This window comes from Acidimicrobiia bacterium, from assembly GCA_018057765.1.
Classification (GTDB): Bacteria; Actinomycetota; Acidimicrobiia; order IMCC26256; family JAGPDB01; genus JAGPDB01.
The window spans coordinates 38,427-58,342 of record JAGPDB010000008.1; the positions used below are offsets into that span (position 1 = coordinate 38,427).

The following is a 19,916-nucleotide window of genomic DNA, read 5'->3' on the forward strand; positions in this document are numbered from 1 at the left end:
GACAGCAAAAATTACGATAACCCCAAAAAGAAAACTAATTTTACTAAAGTATCTTTATTATTATAAATAGCAAAAATTGATATAAAAGCCAATAAGACACCAGTGATAATAAGTGAAAAGAAAAGCACTGGGAACCATTTTGGGTCTATACTCCGTAATAAAAATGGAATTACAACCCCAACTGAGATAACAGTGCTTCCTGTTAGCCAATATAGCAAACCGCGTCCATAAGATTTGTGCTTTCGAGCTAATTGCAAACTGATCCCTAATAGAGCAGAAATTGCCGGGATAAGAATCAAACTATAATAACCGTGTATTTTGCCTTTAGCAATACTGAAAACAAATACGTAAAATAGAAGTACTAGTGACCAAAAGAGAAGTTGTCTTTTTTGGCTTCTACTTTGCTCATTATTATTTTTAAAACAATACCAAATTCCAAAGCATGCACAAACTATTGCAGGTAGTAAAAACCATCCGATATTAGAGAAGAAAGATGAATTAAACATCCTAAAAAATCCTGAATTCCCGCCGAATATTGCCGATGGTCCACCAGAGACTTTCGCTGGACCATCTCCAGTCAAGCGCGATAGACCGTTATAGCCAAAAACCAGATCCCAAACATTATTACTTGCTGAGCCACCAATAATTGGCCTGCTATTTGGCGACGTTAAGGAAACAAAAATAGGCCACGACAAAGCTGTTAATAGAAAAACTACACCACCGAGAATCAATTTCTTCACAAAACTGTGTAAAGATTTGCTTACACGAAAATCCCATAGAACTATTACGAATAATATAGGTAAAAAAATTAATGCTTGTAAAGTTTTAATTTGGAACATTAGACCAAGCACCACACCAGTCATCAGAAAGTATTTCCAGCTTTCAGTACTCATGGCCTTTAAAACACAAGCTAACAATAAAATACTTGCTAACACCAAAAAACTATCAGGATTATTAAATCGAAACATGATGGTACTCAAAGGCGAAAAAATGAATATAAGACCAGCAGCTAAACCACTAGTAATATCGAAATGTCGACGCACTATTTTATATATGGCAAGACTAGAAAATATGCCGGTTAGAGCATGTGGCAACAAAACTGCGAACTGACTAAAACCAAAAAGTTTGACAGAAAAGACCGACGGCCATAAAACAATCGGGAATTTATCTATAGTAATAAAACCTTGTGCATCAAACCCACCAAATAAAAATGCTTTCCAACTTGTTGACGCCGATTGTGTAGCAGCCGAATAATAGAGATTCGCCCATTGATTATCTGTTAGATTTACAAGAAATATTAATGAAGCTATTAACATTAACCCCACCAACAAAAGACGTTCAGGCGTGATGATACGTTTTTGTGTAACGGACATTCTATTAATAAATTTCATCATTTCTGATGCGAGTTTTAAAAATTTGACAGTAGTTGAAGGAGATTCGTTCCAAGTGATGGGCACCGATTTAATTTTAACCTTTTGATTTTTTGCATTAATGAGAAGTTCGGAATCGAACAGCCATTTATTATTTTTAACTTTTGGTATAAGCTTTTTTGCTAAAACTGTTGGCATAGCTTTAAATCCACATTGCATATCTATAAATTTTGTACCAACAAATAGTCTGCTAGCTCTATGATACATTGCAGAGGAAATTGAGCGCATTGCTTTACGTTTAACTCTAGATTTTTTCAGCCTACGATTACCAATAACAATACCGGTATATCCAGAAAGAAGTGGGTCTAAAAGCGCTTGAACAGATGATAAATCTGTAGCAAGATCAACATCCATATACATTACGATATCTGAGTTTGAACTAAGCCATGCTTCTTTTAATACACGACCTCGGCCTTTCTTTTCAGTTCGAACAAAACGCATGTGTGTCTGGTTTTTAACAAATTTATATATAGCATTATTTGTAGCTTTTGGGACAGCACTACATGCAATAGTCAAGTTATAGTTAAAAGCCAATTCTGTGCTTAGTGTTTTAAGATACTTGTCGACTTTTTTTAATGAAGCCAATAGATTTTCAATATTTTCATTATGGATGGGTATCGTAACGTCGACAATTTTCATGTCAATTGTTGCTAGCGGCGTATCTTTTAACAACATTTCATTCTTAGCCAAAATATAAACTTAAGATAATTGCCATAAGCAGTTTATTCTACAATGTTTATAGTGTAATTTTATGTCCAAACTACGTATTGTTAGTATTTCGTTTTCGAAAAATCATCCACCAGCTAGCAAAACCTACAGAGAGTATTAGCACTATCAAAGAAGCAAACCAGAAAATTGTTGAAAGATCATTCGTTTTGAGTGATTGAGAATTTATGGTAGCGGTATCCCCTAATTTTGGACTTGCTTTAAAACTGTCATAGTTTATGCTTGAGTCATAGTTAGTGCTCGATTCAGAGTTTCCAGTGCCAGTCTCTTCAGATACAGCATTAACATTTTTAGCTGCTGCGAATTTCTTGGCAACTTTTTTGCTGTCAATTTCGTCATTAAAACTGTTTTCATTAGTACCATTAACACCACCAGACTCAGCAGAATCACCAGGCCCATCAGAGTTATTTGTTTCTTCTATACCTAGAACATAAGGACGCAAAGTTGGATTCGCTGAATCATTTTTGAGCCATACATCATCGAAATTCCAACTTTGAAATACAGGTGCTGGACTATCTCCAAAATAATAGTTAGGAGATAAACCATCAGTGTTTATAGGTTTACACATCTCATCAATAATTGTTATTGGATCACCTTGCGCATTTGAAGCTAGCGAAGCACAATTGTTTTGAGTGGTAGCAGATTGATCAAAAGATGTATTTTCAAATTCTGGACGGTTACCGTCATCATCAGTCTCACCAAGACCAACAACACCGCCAGATATTGCGGCACCAGTATTTAGACCAGAGGCATAGGAATCAATTATGGTACTTCCAGAGTTAAAGGCAATTATTCCACCAAGGTTTGAATTTGTTGTTCCATCAGTTGAAAGAGCAGAAGTAGAATATGAACGCTCAACAATAGAGTTCACGCCATAACCTATAATTCCACCAAGCATAGAAGTAGCAGTGCTACTTGTTCGTTCATCGTGTAAACTAATTGGCCCAACAGAATAGACATCAGAAATATGAGCATTTCCATAACCTAGAACACCGCCGATAACTACAGTTTGGCTAACATCTGAGAATACATCACGGCTAATAGCAACATTAGTTGATGATTGAGCAACTACAAGAGAAGCAACATTACCGCCACCCCTATGACTTGAAGTACCACCAACGAGTGCACCAATTCGAGGCTGTGGAGCACCTGTTTTAGTTATAGTAGCTATAAAGTTTCCGTTACTATCAAACTTTTGTACTCGTCGTGTCTGGTCTAAAACATAAATATTACCCGCTGTATCAAGTGATAAATCTCCAGTATAGACAAACTCTCCTTCACCATCACCGTATCGACCAAATTGGCTTATGTAATTCCCATTACTATCAAACTTTTGTACTCGACAGTTGTAGCTATCCGAAACATAGATATTGCCAGCAGAATCGACAGCAACATCTGATGGACTATTAAAATTACCATCGATATCATCATTTTCGGGATATTGAAGATCGCTTTGACCATATGAACCAAATTTTGAAATAAAGTTTCCATTCGAATCTAATTTTTGGATACGATCATTTTGAGAGTCGGCTACATAAATATTGTTGTTAGTATCAAAAGCAATACCAGTAGGTCCTTCGAATTGTCCATCACCAGAACCTCTTGATCCAAACTCTGAAATGAAATTACCGTCATTATCAAACTTTTGAAAACCTTCACTATAAGCTTTTACATTGTAGAGATTACCAAGAGAATCAATACCATTAGTGGTTCCAAGCCAAGTTTTTTTGGCGGCTTGAATTGTTGTACTAAATTGTTCTATTTCATTTCCCTGTTGATCGAACTTGAACATTTTATCTAAACTGTTATCAGTTACAAATGTGTTTCCGCTGGAGTCAACTGTAACTCCGCTTCCATAGACAATTTCGTTGCCCCCAAATGTAGATTGTTGTTCACCATCACTATTAGCCACAACAATATTTCCATATATCGAAAAATAGGTCTTGTCGTTAGGACCTACGGTAAAACTACTAAGGCCACCGTTTCGGTTTGAAGCAACACGCATATCGCTATCAGTAATAGAGTCAATTGAACCATTAACACTAACGTTTTGTATGCTTGCACCGTTATAAGCTATTGAAGATATACCACCAACATATTTAGCATCACTATCAGCTTCAATTGTTAGATTTTCAAAACTAGTGTTAGCAATTGTAGCACCATCCAAAGTGCCAAAAATACCAGCTAATAAACTAGATTTTTGATATAGGTTAGAGACACTGTGGCCTTGACCGTCAAGTACGCCTCTAAAACCTTCTGGCCCAGTAGAAGTTCCATTTTCTGTATCGAAAATAGGGAAGAAACCCGCGCCAGTCATTATACCAACACCCGGAGCATCTACATTTGTTCCCCAAACCCAATTAACAGAATCTGCACAATCGATATCTCGATCTAAAACATAATGACCTTCGAGGTCCCCTGTAAGTCCAGTAGAAGGGTCGTAACCAATTGCTTGTAAGTCACGACAAGACGATATGGTAAACGTACCTTCAGGAAGTGTAGTAATTTCGAATTCATTTGACCACGCTGTATATTGTTCAGTCTCGTTAGGGTCATTCCAATCAATAGTCATTACTGTTACTCGTATAGAATAAGTCGTACCTGGCTCTATACCTTCTGATATTAGACCTTCGCCCATACCATTATTATCATTATTTATCCAAGTTTGTGAGCCCTGTTTACGATAGGCAATGCGTGCATAACCAATAAAATCATTCGGTCCACCATTCCAGTTTAAATTTATTGTTCTAGCAGTAGCAGTACCAGTCAAATTGAATGGCCCATCTAAACAGTCAGGAGTCGTAGCAATTGCATCATCACCATATGTTGTGCCATTCTCATTTGTGACAAAGGCACGATAATGGAATTCGTTACCACAATATACTTATGCTTCCAATAAAAACGGTGTGTTTGCAGGATCGTTCTTTACATAGCGTATCACTCGACTGTTAGATGTATCTACAATAATAATATTGCCATTAGGATCTACATCTATTCCATTTGGACTATTGAACTCTCCAACTTTCGAACCATTAGTACCGAATGTAGAAACAAACACACCCGAACTATCAAAAACTTGGACTCGAGAGTTTTGTGTATCGACAACAAAAAGATTGTTGTCAGAATCAACATCTATGCCAATAGGATATTTAAATTGTCCAGTTTCTGAACCAATAGTACCAAATTTAGAAACAAAATTTCCATCACTATCAAACTTCTGTACACGATTGTTGCCACTATCAGTCACGAAAACATTTTCATTTGAATCAATAGCTATTCCACGAACACCGGAACCATCTAATTGTCCATCGCCAGTGCCAGTAGCACCGAATTTAGAAACAAAAACACCTGAACTATTAAACTTTTGAATACGAGTGCTTTGATCTCCAACATAGATATTGCCTGCACTGTCTATAGCAATTGCTCGAGGAAACAAAAAACGTCCATCAATTGAACCAATAGTACCAAATTTAGAAACAAAATTTCCATCACTATCAAATTTCTGAACACGATAATTATCAGTATCAGTTATATAAATATTGCCATTTGCATCTATAGCAATACCACTCGGACCATTCATTTGACCATTAGCAGTGCCATTTGTTCCAAACTTCAACAAAAGATTTCCACTACTATCAAACTTCTGAATACGATTATTATTAGTATCCGCAACATAAATATTACCGCTAGCATCATATGCAATATCTTGGGCAGCTTGAAGTTGTCCATCTCCAGAACCACGAGACATGAATTCAGAAACATAACTGTATCTCTCTAATTCTTTTGTCTCTTTAACTTGGGAACCATAACTACTTGTAGGCCCATATTGAAAACCGTGTTCTATTACACCATCCCTATTCGTAAAACCTTGTAAAATCGGGAACATGCCTGAAACATTTGCGCTACTTGTATTAGCGACTGGTGGATCACTTGGTAATGCATAAGAGACCGCAGGGAGTGAAAGCATCGAAATAATTAATACGAATTTAAGGCCTAATGTTTTGATCATAGTAATTTCTACGACACGATCCGATATTTCTTTAGTTAATCTCGACAAAATAGGCCAAATTGCCTATAAATCACAATTACTCACTCAAGGATTTTACTAATAACAGCTGGATTGCTTATATTGCTATCTGTATAATGAATTATGGACTACAGTAAAATAAAAATCTCAAATCTACCAGATGAAATAGAAGTAGATGAAAAAATAGTATTACGGGCATCAAACAAAAAAGATCTAGATAAATTTATTAAAGTCATATTAAATAATATAGATTTTCTAAAAGTATGGATGCCTTGGGCACGTGTAGAAAATGTGGCACAAAATTCTCGTGAACATATAAATGAATCTATATCTAATAAAATTAATAATATCTCTTGCCAATACTATATTATTTATCAAAATATAATAGTTGGCAGCATTGGTATACATAAACGTGAAGAGACAGGCGAATTTCTAGAAATTGGCTACTGGTTGAGTGAAAAAGTTAACGGCAAAGGTATCGCAACTAATGCTGTTAAAAAGCTGACCGAAGTCTGCCTTGAGGCAACAAATGCTGCAGGAATTGATATAGGTTGTGACAAAGATAACTTGATTAGCCAAAAAATTCCGGAGCGTCTCGGTTTTGAAATGATTAATCATGGGAAACGCCAAATTCTTTCTAGACCAACTTTTGAAATAGAAGGACCGCTCTATCGACTAACAAGAAAACAGTGGAAAGATAAATTTTAACATTCCAAGCCCGATCCATATGCTAACCTCAATTGTTCTGGCGTTATGTCAATATCAGTAAGTATCTTTCCAATGGTTGACGACACATATATGCTAAAGACACCTTGTTCGTTTCGTTGTACGTTCTGACCATGAGACTATTGAATCTAAATGCTTAACTGGATAACCATAATCGCTAGACAGAGAGTTTGAATGATCCTGAATTGTATGTGAAAGATATGGTGATGGATAATTTAAAGTATTAATAGTATATTAAACGAGTTCTATTCTTGCCATCATAGCCATGTCACCAGGACGAACACCGAGTTTCAAGATGCGTATATATCCACCAGGACGAGAAGTATATTTAGGCCCAATTTCACTAACCAGCTTATGTACAACAGTTTTGTCATGCAGTGTAGCCACTAGCTGGCGTTGAATATGTTGTGTATTTCCTTTGCCAGCTTTAGTTATAAGCTGTTCGAGGATAGGACGCATGAATTTTGCTTTTGCAATAGTTGTTTCGATTGCTCCAGTTGTAAAAAATTGATTTGCCATAGTCGCAACAATTAAACGTTGGTGTTTAGGGTCACGACCGAAACGTTGTCCTTTTTTTGGAGTAGCCATTTTGATATCCTTTACTTTTAGGGCTTATAACTATGCAAGCTTGCTCACAAGGTCTGGCCCTTCCCCGCATTCACGAGGTTAATTGTATATTGTTAGTGTTTGTGTGGAAGTGCTAAACCGCGTTCATCTAGTTTCTCAATGATTTCATCAAGCGACTTTTGACCGAAGTTTGTTAGTGCAAGAAGTTCTTCTGCACTCATTGACATTAATTGACCAATTGTTTCTAGACGTGCACGGCGTAAGCAATTTCTTGGACGTTCACTAAGATCAAGTTCATCAACGCTAAGTTCTAAGTCAGGTGAAGTTGAGCTCTGAGGTGCTATTTCACCAAGTTCAAGACCTTGCGGCTTTTCGCTAAGTTCAGAAATAAGTTCCATTAGGTTAGCAAGAGTTTTTGAAGCTGATGCTAATGCCTCGCGAGGTGTTAAAGATCCATCAGTTTCAATTTCAATACTTAACTCATCAAAGTTAGTTGCTTGTTCAACACGTGTAGGTGAAACTTCATAGCTAACACGTCTTACTGGCGTGAAGATCGCATCGATAGGAATAATACCAATAGTTGCATTCGTTTTTGATTTGTCGATACTTAAGTATCCACGTCCTTGTTCAACAGTTACTTCGCAAATAAATTCTGCTTTTTCACCAAGAGTTGCAATAACTAATTCAGGGTTAATAATTTCAACTTCAGAACTAATTTGTATATCACCAGCAGTAACAATTCCAGGGCCAGTTTTTTCGATACGTCCTAGTAATTGTTCGTCAGAGTTAGAAGTAATAACTACATCTTTCATGTTAAGAACAATATCGGTAACGTCTTCTTTAACACCAGGAATAACATCAAATTCATGAAGAGTAGCTTCGAAACGAATAGAAGTAATTGCTGCACCCGGGATAGATGAAAGCAAAGTACGACGTATTGAGTTTCCAAGAGTCTGACCAAAACCTGGCTCTAAAGGTGAAATTGTAAAACGACAAAGGTTGCCGATCTCTTCGCCGGCTTCTACCTCTGGTCTTTGAATAATTAACATTTGTTAGCTCCTTGATTTCACTTATGTTTAAAAGATTATTTGTTATACAACTCAACGATGAGTTGTTCACGTACTGGAATGTCGATTTGTTCACGAATTGGTAAATCACTAACAGTAACTTTCGCTTCGCTCTTATTTACTTCTAACCAAACTGGAGGAGTATGATCAAGTACTTCTAAAGAGTGACGGATAATAATCATTGCCTTAGCTTTTTCAGTTAAAGAAACAACGTCTCCTTTTTTAAGTTGGTAACTAGGAATATCGACACGCTTACCATTTACTAACACGTGACCATGACGTAAAAATTGACGACCTTGTGAACGTGATGCAGAAAAACCAGCTCTAAAAACTACATTGTCTAAACGTGTTTCTAATAGACGCAATAAGTTGTCACCAGATTTACCTTGTAGACGTGAAGCACGTGCATAAGTTAAACGGAATTGTTTTTCGAGAACACCATAGATACGACGAGCCTTTTGCTTTTCACGCAATTGTAGCAAGTATTCAGTTTCGCGAATTCTACCTCGACCGTGTTGGCCGGGAGGATAAGGACGACGCTCAATAGGGCATTTCATAGAGTCACATTTTGCACCCTTTAGGAATAATTTCATTCGTTCGCGACGACACAAACGACATACAGGACCTGTATAACGAGCCATTTCTTATGCCCTCTTTCTTTTAGTAAGACGACAACCGTTGTGTGGAAGCGGAGTTACATCTTTTATACCTACAACTTCAATACCAGCGCTTTGAAGTGAACGTATTGCAGTTTCACGACCAGAACCTGGACCTTTAACTAATACGTCTACTTTTTTAACACCATGTTCCATTGCTCTTTTAGCAACATGTTCAGCACTCATTTGAGCAGCATAAGGAGTTGATTTTCTTGAACCTTTAAATCCAACCATTCCAGAAGAACACCACGCAATTACATTGCCCTGCTGATCTGTTATTGAAACAATTGTGTTATTAAATGTTGATTTGATATGAGCCACACCATAAAAGACGTCTTTACGTTCCTTCTTTTTGGGGCGGCGAGTTTTCGTAGAAGTTGCCATTACTTAGTTACCTTTTTCTTACCAGCTACAGTTTTCTTTGGACCCTTACGAGTACGAGCATTTGTTGAAGTACGTTGACCACGAACAGGAAGTCCGCGACGATGACGAATACCTACATAGCATCCGATTTCCATCTTACGTTTGATATTTTGTGAAACATCACGACGAAGGTCACCTTCTACCTTTAGATTACCGTCAATAAACTGACGGATTTTTGCGATCTCATCTTCAGATAGATCGCGTACTTTCGTTTGACCAGGCAAATTAATTGCCTCACAAATGTCAAGTGCGGTTTTACGACCTACACCGAATATATAACTTAATGAAATGTCAACTCGCTTTTCGCGCGGTATGTCAACTCCAGCAATACGTGCCATATTTTATTGGGCCTTTCTTTGTGCCTTAAGTTCTTGGTTAGCCTTGACGTTGTTTATGTCTAGGATTTTCGCAAATCACGCGAACAACACCACGTCTTTTAATAACGTGACATTTTTCACACATCTTTTTTACAGAGGGACGAACTTTCATGCTTGCCTTTTCGATTTAATGAATAATTTAAAGTGAATGTCTTATTTATATCTGTAAGTAATTCTGCCCTGATTGAGATCATATGTTGTGAGCTCAACTTGGACTTTATCTCCAGGCAAAATACGAATGTTATGCATTCTCATTTTTCCAGAAATTTGTGCAATGATAGTGTGCTTATTTTCGAGTTCTACTCGAAACATTGCATTGCCTAGGGCTTCGAGAACATTACCATCTAAAACAATAACGTCTTCTTTACCTTGTGCCACTAATATTCACCTTACTTATTACTACTTGAGAGATTCACTAAATTGCCGCAGAGTGAATGCCTCGATATTTTTTTGACGAGGCAATATTTTAGACTATGTTGAGCACTTCGCGCCAAGTGAGCGGTATTTTAGAAGAAATTATTCAATAATTATTACAGATGAGCTTGTGTCAGTGACAGTACTAGTAGTGTCACAGTTAGTTACATTAAGTGCTGGAAGTACAAGATCTAAGAATCCATTTAACTTATCACTCGCGATAGCTCTTATATTGCTCAGTGTTTCCTTGGTTAAATCTATAATTCCTGTAGTTATATCTTCTGGAAGTTTTACTAATTCTTGACGTAGATCCTCTAAATATTCTAGTTTAGCTCTAACTTCCCTCACAAATGTTTGTGGAACAATTGCTTTTTGAAGCTGACCGTTAGAGGAACGAACAATCGGCAGATTTTCATCCTTAAGTACCAGTTTGACGAAACTATTAAAAAATTCTAATTCAAAATCTACAAAATCCAAAGGAGACATCTTTTTTCCAGCAAAAGTTTCTTGAATGAGATCTAAACTCAGTTTTAACCATTTTTCAGTAGAACCATAAAAACTACCTATATCTGCGAGCTTGGCTAGTAATTCAAATTGTGTTCTAGGAAATTTAATTCCCGGCTTTCCAACCACAGTAAATGATCTTCGAAATTCTGTAGCTTGAATCAAACCGGATAGTATACGTCTTTCTTTGTCTGAAAATCCACACTTATATAAAATCGAATCTGCAACAATGCCAGACATTTCTTCATCACTTAATTTTATATGATCATGATATGTATCAATTAATTCTCTTGGCTCAAATTTTGAATCAGAATTTGAATCAGAATTATGTTCTGCTAAAGAATATATATTGTCTTGCTCTATACCAAAATTTATCGCACACATTATTTCTTGTAATACTTTATTACAATTACTATCAAATCCATATAGGTTTGCAATTTTTTTTACTGTTAAAAAATATGGTATTTCTTTGCCTGCATTATGAACAATATCATGTGTACGTGAAAATATTTTTGCTAATGCTATTTTCTCTAAACTAAATTTAATACCTATTATCCTTAGGTTTTCTATATCGTCTAATAGTCGTGCTTCTACATCTAAAAAATGAATAGGTACATGATACTTACCTTCATAAGCAAAATGATCTTGAAATTCTTTAATCAATTGATAAGCACGGTCAAGCCTGTATCTAGCTCTATATGCACGAAGATCAGGAACATTTAAATATTTTATGGCATCAAATCTTAATACTGGCGGGATCACGCCAATGAGACTTGGATGTTGCTTTAAAATTTGTAATTGAAGTTCATATTTATTTGGCATATACGTTTATATTTTAACTACGAATATGCACTATTGTCTACTGTGTTATAGATATAAAAAGACTAAATTAATCAACTCGTTTTTCTACTACATTTTTTATTCTAATAGAAACTTCTTCAGTTGTGCCCAAGCCATCGACTTCTTCAAGTAGATTACAATTCCCATAAAATTCTAAAAGCGGCGAAGTTTCTCTTTCATACAAAGCAAGTCGGGTTTTAATAGCAAGTTCAGTATCATCAGCGCGTTGTCGAACATCGCCTCCACACTGATCACATATCCAACCATTTTTTGGAGGATTACTCAAATTATAGATAGACCCACACTCGACACAAATGCGTCTACCAGTTATACGCGACATAACTATATCGTTATCAACTGCTATATTAATGGCACATGATAAAGGAGCCTTCTTTCGTCTTAATAATTCTTCTAAAGCTATAGCTTGAGAATTAGTTCTGGGGAAGCCATCTAATACAAAACCACACTTTAATAAATCTTCATCATTTTCAAATTTTTCATTTACAACTTTTATAACAACATCATCTGGAACCAATTGACCTTGATCTAAATAACTTTTCGCTTCTTTTCCAGCAGGCGTACTCTGCTTTATGGCTAGACGAAATATGTCGCCAGTTGAAAGATGAACTAATGAATATTCTTTAACTAACAACTGTGCTTGCGTACCTTTTCCAGCACCTTGCTTTCCAAAAAGTATTAAACGCGGTACTGACATAAATCAAAAGTCTTTTCTTTATTTACTTAAGAAACCTTCGTAATTACGAAGAGACATCTGTGAATCAATTTGTTTCATAGTTTCTAATGCAACGCTAACCAAGATGAGCATTGACACACCACCAAATGGGAATTGTTGAATTTTCCACAAAATAGTTACAGCGATCGGCAAACCAGCTATGAATGCAATAGTCATTGCACCGGGTAGAGTTATCCTATTTAGAATACGTGCAAAATATTTCTCTGTTTCTAAACCAGGTTTTATACCAGGAATATAACCACCTTGTTTGCGAATAATATCTGCTTGCTGAGCCGGGTTGAAAGTTATGTATGTATAAAAATAAGCAAATGCCATGATAAGCCCAACTTCAGCCAACATATACCACCAAGACTGTCCGTTAATGAAATTTCTCTCAATGAATTTACTAATGCCTTGATTACCAATAAGCCCAGCTAATAGTGCAGGAAAGACTAATAATGATTGAGCAAAAATAACTGGTACAACTCCAGCAGTATTAACCTTGATAGGTATATAGCTCGACTGACCACCCATCATTTTTCTTCCAACTACCCTTTTTGCAAATTGCACTGGAATACGACGTTGACCAGATTCAATAAATACAACACCAGCAATCATACCAATACCAATAATAGTGATTACGAAAAATTTAAAAGTTCCACCTTGTGTCCATACAGCTTGGAACTGGAATGGTACAGAACTTGCCACAGAAGCAAAAATAATAATTGACATACCATTACCTATACCACGTTGGGTTATAAGCTCGCCCAACCACATTATCATTGCAGTACCAGCTACCAAAGTAATTATAATCATCAAAAATTTCCAAGTGTTCATATTTGGTAATAAGAAAGTAGTTATTGCTGAGCTTCCTTGATCGAAATTTTGGTTGAATAGTCGACCTTGGTTAAGTTGGCTAACTAATACAGCAGCTTGGAGTAAAGCTAGAAATATTGTCACATAACGAGTTAACTGTGTAGTTTTCTTTTGGCCGTCCTGACCTTCGTCTTTCCAAGCTTTAAGTTTTGGAACAATCTCACCCAATAACTGCATAATAATTGAAGCAGTAATATAAGGCATAATACCTAGAGCAAAAAGCGCTAGGTTACGTAGCCCACCACCTGCAAGAAGTGCAAAATAACTTAGTAAACCACTATTTTCTTGTGTTAATGACTTTTGAACAGCTGCATAATCTACGTAGGGTAAAATAATAAATGAGCCAACGCGATAGATGACAACTACTAGTAGGGTAAATAAGATCTTTTTTCTAAGATCTTCAATTCTAAACATTGACGCTAAACGATCAATCACTTGGACTCCTTGGGTTGCGAAACTTTTGCGCAATTATTATAAATATTATTGGGTAATTCTAGCTTGATAACGCTTATCATTACATGATTAAACGTAAAGTATTTATCGTTTTGACGAAAAATTACCTTAATATTATAAAGTATGCATAACAGGCGCGATAGATTGCCTATTATGATCAAAAGTTTCCCAAAACAATGAAATTAACTCTGGTGTAAGTTGAGATAACGATGTAACACAATGTGCACCAAAAGTCCTTAGAGTTTCGCCCATTTCTTGATTGTCAGAACAAGCAATAACATATGCACCTGAATTTCTCGCTGAACTGACTCCTTGTTGCGAATTCTCAATAATTACACAATCAGATGGATCTGCATTTATAGACTTATAACATTTTTCGTATGGTTGACTATTTGGTTTTTGCCAAAATGTGTCTTTTCTTGCAATGATTAGCTCAAAAAAATTCGGGACGAGCTTTAAAAGTACTTCATCAACTGTTTCGCGACAAGATCCAGTAACTAAACATTGCCTATAACCTTGTCTATGTAGTTCTGATATGAGTTCAACCGCATTGCCTAAAGTTTGAATTAATCCACTCGTAAGAAGATCTCGAAAGTGTTGATCAATAGCATCAAAAACTTCTTCAAGTGCAGGTATATCTTTTGGATCAATATTATTGTTAAGCAGGAATTGTTTAGTCGTATGGTGACAATAATTTTGATTCTCAAAATAAATATTATATTCTTCATCAGTTATCTTTATACCAAATATTTTTTGGAAAACATTTTGAGCACATGTACGGTAGAGTGAATCATCAATGATTGTACCGTCTAAATCCCATATAATAATTGGTTTTGATTTTTGTTTTGGTCTATTTATAAGAGTTTGAAAACCACTATATAAGTTAGATTCGTTCATGACTTCCCTCCGCTGGCATTATCCAGATCAGGTTATGGGTCAGTAGAAATATCTACACTCTCAGCTCGCTTGGTTGCGGGCTCCCCGGCTTTATATTAATTTAAAATTATCCAGGAACTACCATATCAAATCCTGGCAACTTTTCCAAAACGGTACTTAAACATAAAAGGACAGCAGCTGAATGATCATCTAAATTTTCGTTCCTATTTAACTTTTCTGCTATAGCTTCAAATTCATCTAATATATTATTTTTGTCGGTACGTGTTAACCCTTCATCAAGACTTTCTCTAAATCTAATAAGGGCATCAGCTATAGGATTATTTAGTAGTTCATAAATTTCAATCATATCGTCAACTAAAATATTGAAATCATCATCAAATTCTCTGATGGCTTTTTCAATGTCATAATTTTGGAGCTTTTCAAGTTTCTCATGTGATATCTCTGTAACTTTTTGAGTAAAAATACGAACATATTCTTGATATATCTGATAAGCCAAAAAGCGAATCATATTACCATTTACCAAATCAGGATTTACGTTTGATCTTTTTTGAGCTTCTAAAAAATTTTCAATAACGCAGATGACATCTTCAGCTTTAACAACTACTGTTAGATCGACATTAGGGATTTTTGATTTTTGACCATTGCTTGTATGAAATAGATTACTAAATAGAGCGCTGGAATCTATTTGATTTAGATACGCTTGAAGAAAAGCTTTTTCACACTCATCTGTAAGATTCTGTGCTAATGATTTTCCCGACAGTTCCATATTCATCCTTAAATATTTAACATTTTAAAACAATAAAAACTATCTGTTCATATGTTGGTTACCAAGAGCAGGTCGACGAGAGTCACCCCATGGAAGAGGTACAATCACGCATGATCCACCAGCAGCTTCAATTGCAGTTTTGGCAGAGCCAGAAAATCCATGCGCATGCACAGTTACTGCTTTGTCAATAGTTCCACGTCCAAGAATTTTTACAAAACCTTGTTTCTTCAAAATACCACGAGTACGCATGATACCAGGATCAGCTGTTTCACCATCTTTAAAATTATCGCTAAGAGTGTCTAGATTCAATGAAAGATATTCAACACGGAAAGGGTTATTGAAACCTTTAGCCTTTGGTGAGCGACGGTAAGTAGGGACTTGTCCACCTTCGAAACCAGCAAACACAGTGTTACGAGCGTGTTGTCCTTTAGAACCACGACCAGCAGTTTTTCCACCTTTACCTGAAATACCACGACCTACACGCTTTGCAGTTTTTTTCTCACCCGGGTTAGGAGCTAAATCGTTTATCTTAATCATTATGTTTCCTTTATTGGAGGTTTTTGGGGTTAAGCCCGTTGGAGGTCTTACCTCCAAGTACTATTTCTTGTTTGATTTCTTCGGAACTGGCTTAGCCATTTTGCCTGTATCTGATTTTGGGTCGTAAGCACTTACCTCAATAAGATGAGGAACACGAGCAATCATTCCACGAATAATTTCGTTATCTTCATGAATACGTACACGGCTAATACGAGTTAGACCCAATGCGCGCAAAGTACCGCGATGATTTGGTTTAGTACCAATCTTACTTTTAATTTGTTTAATCTGTATTTGTGCCATGAGCATACCTTCTTAATTTTTACTTTTAGAGTTAATGTGCTTTAACTTTATCTTTAAGTTCACGTTGTGTTTCTTTATATGAAGCCAACATACCTTTAGTTGTAACTTCTTCCATTGATTTTCCACGAAGTCGAGCTACATCTTCTGGACGCTTCAAGTTTTTAAGACCGTTAATAGTTGCTCTAGAAACATTTATCGCGTTTGCACTACCTAGTGATTTTGCCAAAATGTCTCGGATTCCAGCAGATTCTAAAATAGTACGAACTGTACCACCAGCAATAACACCAGTACCAGGAGCGGCAGGCTTTAGCAGTACACGTGCAGCATCATGAACTCCCAATATTTCGTGAGTGAGACTTCGTCCAGCTAATGGAACAGCGAAAACAGCTTTCTTTGCTTCATCGATTCCTTTTTGTATAGCCAAAGGAACTTCTTTAGCTTTACCGTAACCAAGACCAACATTGCCATTACCATCACCGACAACAACTAGTGCAGTGAAAGAGAACCGACGACCACCTTTAACAACTTTAGCAACACGGTTGATTGCAATAACTTTTTCTTCCAAATAACCCTCTGGTTTTGGTTCGTCACTACGATCGTTACGATTATCGCGACCTTGACCGCCACCGTATGAGTTATTATTAGAAGATTTTTTCTTATCTTCTTTTTGTACCTCAGGTGCTTTAGCAGCTGTTGCTGCTACTGGTGTTTCAGTTTTTACTTCTTCATTTGTTGAATCTGTCATAGCTCTACTTTTCTTACGCAATTACTGCGTACTTAGAATTTAAGTCCTTTTTTACGTGCACCGTCAGCAACAGCTGCGACGCGACCGTGATATTTATAACCACCACGATCGAATACTATTTTTTCAATACCTTTTTCTTGTGCACGAGTTGCAACAAGTTCTCCAACTTTAGAAGCTGCAGCTACATTTACTGATTTAGCTGTAAATTCTTTTTCCAATGTTGATGCTTGTGCAATTGTTACACCATTTAGATCGTCTATTAGTTGTGCGACAATATTTTTATTTGAACGGAAAATCGCTAAACGAGGAGTCGTTGGAGTTCCCGATATTAGTTTACGAACACGAATATGTCTTCTTGTTCTTGCATTCTTTGATGTTTTAATCATTTTGTTTCCTTTGTTACGTGGAGGGCCGACCTCTTGGAGGTACGGACCTCGTAGTGCAACTATTTAGCTGATTTACCAGCTTTACGTCTTACATGTTCGCCTTCATAACGAATACCTTTACCCTTATATGGTTCAGGTTTCTTCAATTTTCGAATATTGGCAGCAACCTGACCTACAAGTTGTTTATCAATACCAGTAATTTCAATACGAGTCTGAGTTGGTGTAACAAAACTAATACCTTCAGGTGCATTAAATACTACAGGGTGAGAAAAGCCAAGTGCCATATCTAATTTCTGTGGAGTAGTTGCTGCAGCTCTATAACCAACACCAATAATTTCTAGTGCTTTTGTATAACCTTTTTCAACGCCTTCAACATTATTAGCAACAAGTGCACGTGTTAAACCATGTAATGCTTTTGCTTGTCGTTCGTCACTATCGCGAACAACATTGATAACACCTTCACTGACATCAATTTTTATAACATCTGGAATTTCATTACTAAGTTCACCTTTAGGTCCTTTTACAAGACAAGTTGAACCAGTCATTGAAATAGTAACTCCAGATGGAACTGTAATTGGTTTTAATCCGATTCTTGACATAACTACCAAACCTCACATAGGACTTCGCCACCCACATGCTTTGCACGTGCTTCGCGATCGGTTATAACACCTTTTGATGTTGACAAAATAGCAATACCCATACCACCAAGAACACGAGGTACAGTAGTAGAAGCTTTGTATATACGAAGTCCAGGCTTCGAAATACGCTTAATACCAGTTATAACCTTTTCGCGCTCTTCGGAATATTTCATTGTTATCTTTAAATTTTTATATGCTTTGCCTTCAATATCAGCAACTTCGAAATCAGTAATGTAACCTTCTCGAACTAATATATTCGCAATAGCTTCTTTCATTTTTGAAGAAGGCATTGTTAATGTATCGTGCATAGCAATGTTTGCATTTCTTATGCGTGTAAGCATGTCTGCAATTGGATCTGTCATATTCATATCAATACACCTCTACCATGAACTCTTTGTAACGCCCGGCAACTCACCATTGTGAGCCATTTGTCGTAAACACATACGACAAACGCCGAATTTACGATAAACCGAACGCGCTCTTCCACATTTACGGCAACGAGTATATTTTCGTACCGCAAATTTTGGTTCACGTTGTTGTTTGTTTACTAAAGCTTTTTTTGCCATCTATATTTCCCTAACCTTACGCGCTCTGTTGTGGTTGTCTGAACGGAAAACCGAACGCTGCCAAAAGTGCACGACCTTCGTCGTCTGTTTTTGCGGATGTACATATAGTGATATCCATACCGCGAGCAGTATCAATATCATCATATTGAATTTCAGGGAAAATTAATTGATCATTAATACCAAAAGTATAATTTCCTCTTCCATCAAAACTCTTAGGGCTCAGTCCACGAAAGTCCCGGATACGAGGTATCGACAATGTAACTAGCCTATCGAAGAATTCCCACATTTGATCTCCACGCAAAGTTACTTTTGCACCAATAGCTTGACCTTCGCGAAGCTTAAAACCAGCAATTGATTTGCGAGCACGAGTGATCATAGCTTTTTGACCAGAAATAGCAGTTAAGTCTTTAACAGCTCCTTCTATCAAGTTACCTTGTTGTGTAGCTTTACCTACACCAGAGTTAATAACAATTTTTTGTAATTGTGGAATTTGCATTTTGTTCTTCAAAGATAAATCGTTTTGAAGCTTTGAGGCAATTTCTTTTGTATATTTTTCTTTTAATCGTGGTGCCATTATAGTGCGCTCCCCGTCTTCTTAGAAAAACGAACTTTGGTGCGTTTTCCATCTTTGTCTTCAATGCGAATTCCAACACGAGTAGTGTGTCCATCTGCATCGATAAGCATTACGTTGCTTGCATTTATCGGCATATCTTTATCAATGATGCCTGCTTGCATTGTTGCACTAGTTTGTTTTTGATGTTTTTTAACAACGTTTGCACCTTCAACAAGAACAGTATTCTTTTTGGCATCAGTACGAATTACTTCGCCTTCTTTACCTTTGTTCTTGCCTGAGATAACGCGAACGCGATCACCTTTACGAATTTTCATTTATATTACCTCCGGTGCGAGTGAAACTATACGCATAAATTTTTTATCACGAAGTTCACGTCCAACTGGGCCAAAGATACGAGTTCCGCGAGGAGTCATATCGTCTTTAATAAGAACACAAGCATTCTCATCGAAACGAATGTAACTACCGTCGGGACGTCGTTGTTCCTTTTTAACACGAACAACAACACATTTAACTACGTCACCTTTTTTTACTTGACTACCTGGTTGTGCATCTTTAACAGTTGCTACAAAAGTGTCACCCAAACGTGCATAACGTCTACGAGTTCCACCTAATACCTTGATACAAAGTACTTGACGTGCACCTGTATTATCGGCAACTTTAAGTCGACTTTCTTGCTGAATCATTTCTT

General features: G+C 36.6%; 26 protein-coding genes and 1 riboswitch. Of the genes, 1 reads left to right on the forward strand and 25 read right to left on the reverse strand.

Features of this window, described 5'->3' with window-relative positions:
* Positions 1 to 11: 11 nt before the first annotated feature.
* The 3 genes from KBF89_04125 to KBF89_04135 form a co-directional block, all read right to left on the reverse strand.
* Positions 12 to 2,120 (reverse strand): glycosyltransferase family 39 protein, encoded by a 2,109-nt coding sequence (locus KBF89_04125; protein ID MBP9115509.1) that lies wholly within the window; start codon positions 2,118 to 2,120, stop codon positions 12 to 14.
* A 70-nt stretch (positions 2,121 to 2,190) separates the two neighbouring features.
* Positions 2,191 to 4,926 (reverse strand): 6-bladed beta-propeller, encoded by a 2,736-nt coding sequence (locus tag KBF89_04130; protein ID MBP9115510.1) that lies wholly within the window; start codon positions 4,924 to 4,926, stop codon positions 2,191 to 2,193.
* Positions 4,927 to 5,040: 114 nt separating this feature from the next.
* Positions 5,041 to 6,165, reverse strand: a complete 1,125-nt coding sequence (locus tag KBF89_04135; protein MBP9115511.1) for a 6-bladed beta-propeller — start codon at positions 6,163 to 6,165, stop codon at positions 5,041 to 5,043.
* Positions 6,166 to 6,306: 141 nt separating this feature from the next.
* Between KBF89_04135 and KBF89_04140 the strand changes: the two genes are divergently transcribed.
* The gene (locus KBF89_04140; GenBank protein ID MBP9115512.1) at positions 6,307 to 6,891 is read left to right on the forward strand and encodes a GNAT family N-acetyltransferase; all 585 of its coding nucleotides are present in this window, start codon (positions 6,307 to 6,309) and stop codon (positions 6,889 to 6,891) included.
* Positions 6,892 to 7,143: 252 nt separating this feature from the next.
* Here the strand turns inward: KBF89_04140 and rplQ are convergent, their stop codons facing one another.
* The 22 genes from rplQ to rplN form a co-directional block, all read right to left on the reverse strand.
* A complete protein-coding gene (rplQ, locus tag KBF89_04145; protein ID MBP9115513.1) occupies positions 7,144 to 7,497 on the reverse strand; it encodes a 50S ribosomal protein L17 in 354 nt (117 codons plus the stop codon).
* A 92-nt stretch (positions 7,498 to 7,589) separates the two neighbouring features.
* Entirely contained in the window at positions 7,590 to 8,525 is a 936-nt protein-coding gene (locus KBF89_04150) for a DNA-directed RNA polymerase subunit alpha (GenBank protein MBP9115514.1), read from the reverse strand.
* 35 nt (positions 8,526 to 8,560) lie between these two features.
* Positions 8,561 to 9,184: a 30S ribosomal protein S4 gene (gene rpsD / locus KBF89_04155; protein MBP9115515.1), complete on the reverse strand. Its 624-nt coding sequence runs from the start codon at positions 9,182 to 9,184 to the stop codon at positions 8,561 to 8,563.
* A gap of 3 nt (positions 9,185 to 9,187) precedes the next feature.
* Complete coding sequence (gene rpsK, locus KBF89_04160) at positions 9,188 to 9,583, reverse strand: 30S ribosomal protein S11 (GenBank protein ID MBP9115516.1); 396 nt, start codon at positions 9,581 to 9,583, stop codon at positions 9,188 to 9,190.
* Positions 9,583 to 9,960, reverse strand: a complete 378-nt coding sequence (rpsM, locus tag KBF89_04165) for a 30S ribosomal protein S13 (GenBank protein ID MBP9115517.1) — start codon at positions 9,958 to 9,960, stop codon at positions 9,583 to 9,585. Before rpsM ends, rpsK begins: the two co-directional genes overlap by 1 nt.
* Before the next feature lie 37 nt (positions 9,961 to 9,997).
* The gene (rpmJ, locus tag KBF89_04170; protein MBP9115518.1) at positions 9,998 to 10,111 is read right to left on the reverse strand and encodes a 50S ribosomal protein L36; all 114 of its coding nucleotides are present in this window, start codon (positions 10,109 to 10,111) and stop codon (positions 9,998 to 10,000) included.
* 41 nt (positions 10,112 to 10,152) lie between these two features.
* On the reverse strand, positions 10,153 to 10,377 hold the full coding sequence (infA, locus tag KBF89_04175; GenBank protein MBP9115519.1) for a translation initiation factor IF-1: 225 nt from the start codon (positions 10,375 to 10,377) through the stop codon (positions 10,153 to 10,155).
* A gap of 138 nt (positions 10,378 to 10,515) precedes the next feature.
* On the reverse strand, positions 10,516 to 11,739 hold the full coding sequence (locus KBF89_04180) for a hypothetical protein (protein ID MBP9115520.1): 1,224 nt from the start codon (positions 11,737 to 11,739) through the stop codon (positions 10,516 to 10,518).
* Between the two features lie 67 nt (positions 11,740 to 11,806).
* Entirely contained in the window at positions 11,807 to 12,472 is a 666-nt protein-coding gene (locus KBF89_04185) for an adenylate kinase (protein ID MBP9115521.1), read from the reverse strand.
* Between the two features lie 18 nt (positions 12,473 to 12,490).
* Entirely contained in the window at positions 12,491 to 13,801 is a 1,311-nt protein-coding gene (gene secY / locus KBF89_04190; protein ID MBP9115522.1) for a preprotein translocase subunit SecY, read from the reverse strand.
* A 132-nt stretch (positions 13,802 to 13,933) separates the two neighbouring features.
* Positions 13,934 to 14,716 carry an HAD hydrolase-like protein gene (locus KBF89_04195; GenBank protein MBP9115523.1) on the reverse strand — a complete coding sequence of 261 codons (783 nt, stop codon included), beginning with the start codon at positions 14,714 to 14,716 and terminating at the stop codon, positions 13,934 to 13,936.
* Positions 14,704 to 14,813, reverse strand: a riboswitch (TPP riboswitch). Its footprint overlaps the gene before it by 13 nt.
* 9 nt (positions 14,814 to 14,822) lie before the next feature.
* A complete protein-coding gene (locus KBF89_04200) occupies positions 14,823 to 15,482 on the reverse strand; it encodes a hypothetical protein (protein MBP9115524.1) in 660 nt (219 codons plus the stop codon).
* 39 nt (positions 15,483 to 15,521) lie between these two features.
* Positions 15,522 to 16,016 carry a 50S ribosomal protein L15 gene (rplO, locus tag KBF89_04205; GenBank protein MBP9115525.1) on the reverse strand — a complete coding sequence of 165 codons (495 nt, stop codon included), beginning with the start codon at positions 16,014 to 16,016 and terminating at the stop codon, positions 15,522 to 15,524.
* Between the two features lie 63 nt (positions 16,017 to 16,079).
* Complete coding sequence (rpmD, locus tag KBF89_04210; protein ID MBP9115526.1) at positions 16,080 to 16,319, reverse strand: 50S ribosomal protein L30; 240 nt, start codon at positions 16,317 to 16,319, stop codon at positions 16,080 to 16,082.
* A 31-nt stretch (positions 16,320 to 16,350) separates the two neighbouring features.
* Positions 16,351 to 17,064: a 30S ribosomal protein S5 gene (gene rpsE / locus KBF89_04215; GenBank protein ID MBP9115527.1), complete on the reverse strand. Its 714-nt coding sequence runs from the start codon at positions 17,062 to 17,064 to the stop codon at positions 16,351 to 16,353.
* A gap of 32 nt (positions 17,065 to 17,096) precedes the next feature.
* The gene (gene rplR, locus KBF89_04220; GenBank protein ID MBP9115528.1) at positions 17,097 to 17,450 is read right to left on the reverse strand and encodes a 50S ribosomal protein L18; all 354 of its coding nucleotides are present in this window, start codon (positions 17,448 to 17,450) and stop codon (positions 17,097 to 17,099) included.
* A gap of 59 nt (positions 17,451 to 17,509) precedes the next feature.
* Positions 17,510 to 18,049 carry a 50S ribosomal protein L6 gene (gene rplF, locus KBF89_04225; protein ID MBP9115529.1) on the reverse strand — a complete coding sequence of 180 codons (540 nt, stop codon included), beginning with the start codon at positions 18,047 to 18,049 and terminating at the stop codon, positions 17,510 to 17,512.
* Positions 18,050 to 18,051: 2 nt separating this feature from the next.
* Positions 18,052 to 18,456 (reverse strand): 30S ribosomal protein S8, encoded by a 405-nt coding sequence (gene rpsH / locus KBF89_04230; GenBank protein MBP9115530.1) that lies wholly within the window; start codon positions 18,454 to 18,456, stop codon positions 18,052 to 18,054.
* 12 nt (positions 18,457 to 18,468) lie between these two features.
* The gene (locus KBF89_04235) at positions 18,469 to 18,654 is read right to left on the reverse strand and encodes a type Z 30S ribosomal protein S14 (protein MBP9115531.1); all 186 of its coding nucleotides are present in this window, start codon (positions 18,652 to 18,654) and stop codon (positions 18,469 to 18,471) included.
* Positions 18,655 to 18,670: 16 nt separating this feature from the next.
* Positions 18,671 to 19,228, reverse strand: a complete 558-nt coding sequence (gene rplE / locus KBF89_04240) for a 50S ribosomal protein L5 (GenBank protein ID MBP9115532.1) — start codon at positions 19,226 to 19,228, stop codon at positions 18,671 to 18,673.
* Positions 19,228 to 19,542 carry a 50S ribosomal protein L24 gene (gene rplX / locus KBF89_04245; GenBank protein ID MBP9115533.1) on the reverse strand — a complete coding sequence of 105 codons (315 nt, stop codon included), beginning with the start codon at positions 19,540 to 19,542 and terminating at the stop codon, positions 19,228 to 19,230. The genes rplE and rplX overlap by 1 nt, the downstream gene beginning before the upstream one ends.
* Positions 19,543 to 19,911, reverse strand: a complete 369-nt coding sequence (gene rplN, locus KBF89_04250; GenBank protein MBP9115534.1) for a 50S ribosomal protein L14 — start codon at positions 19,909 to 19,911, stop codon at positions 19,543 to 19,545. It lies immediately after the preceding gene.
* Positions 19,912 to 19,916: the final 5 nt, after the last annotated feature.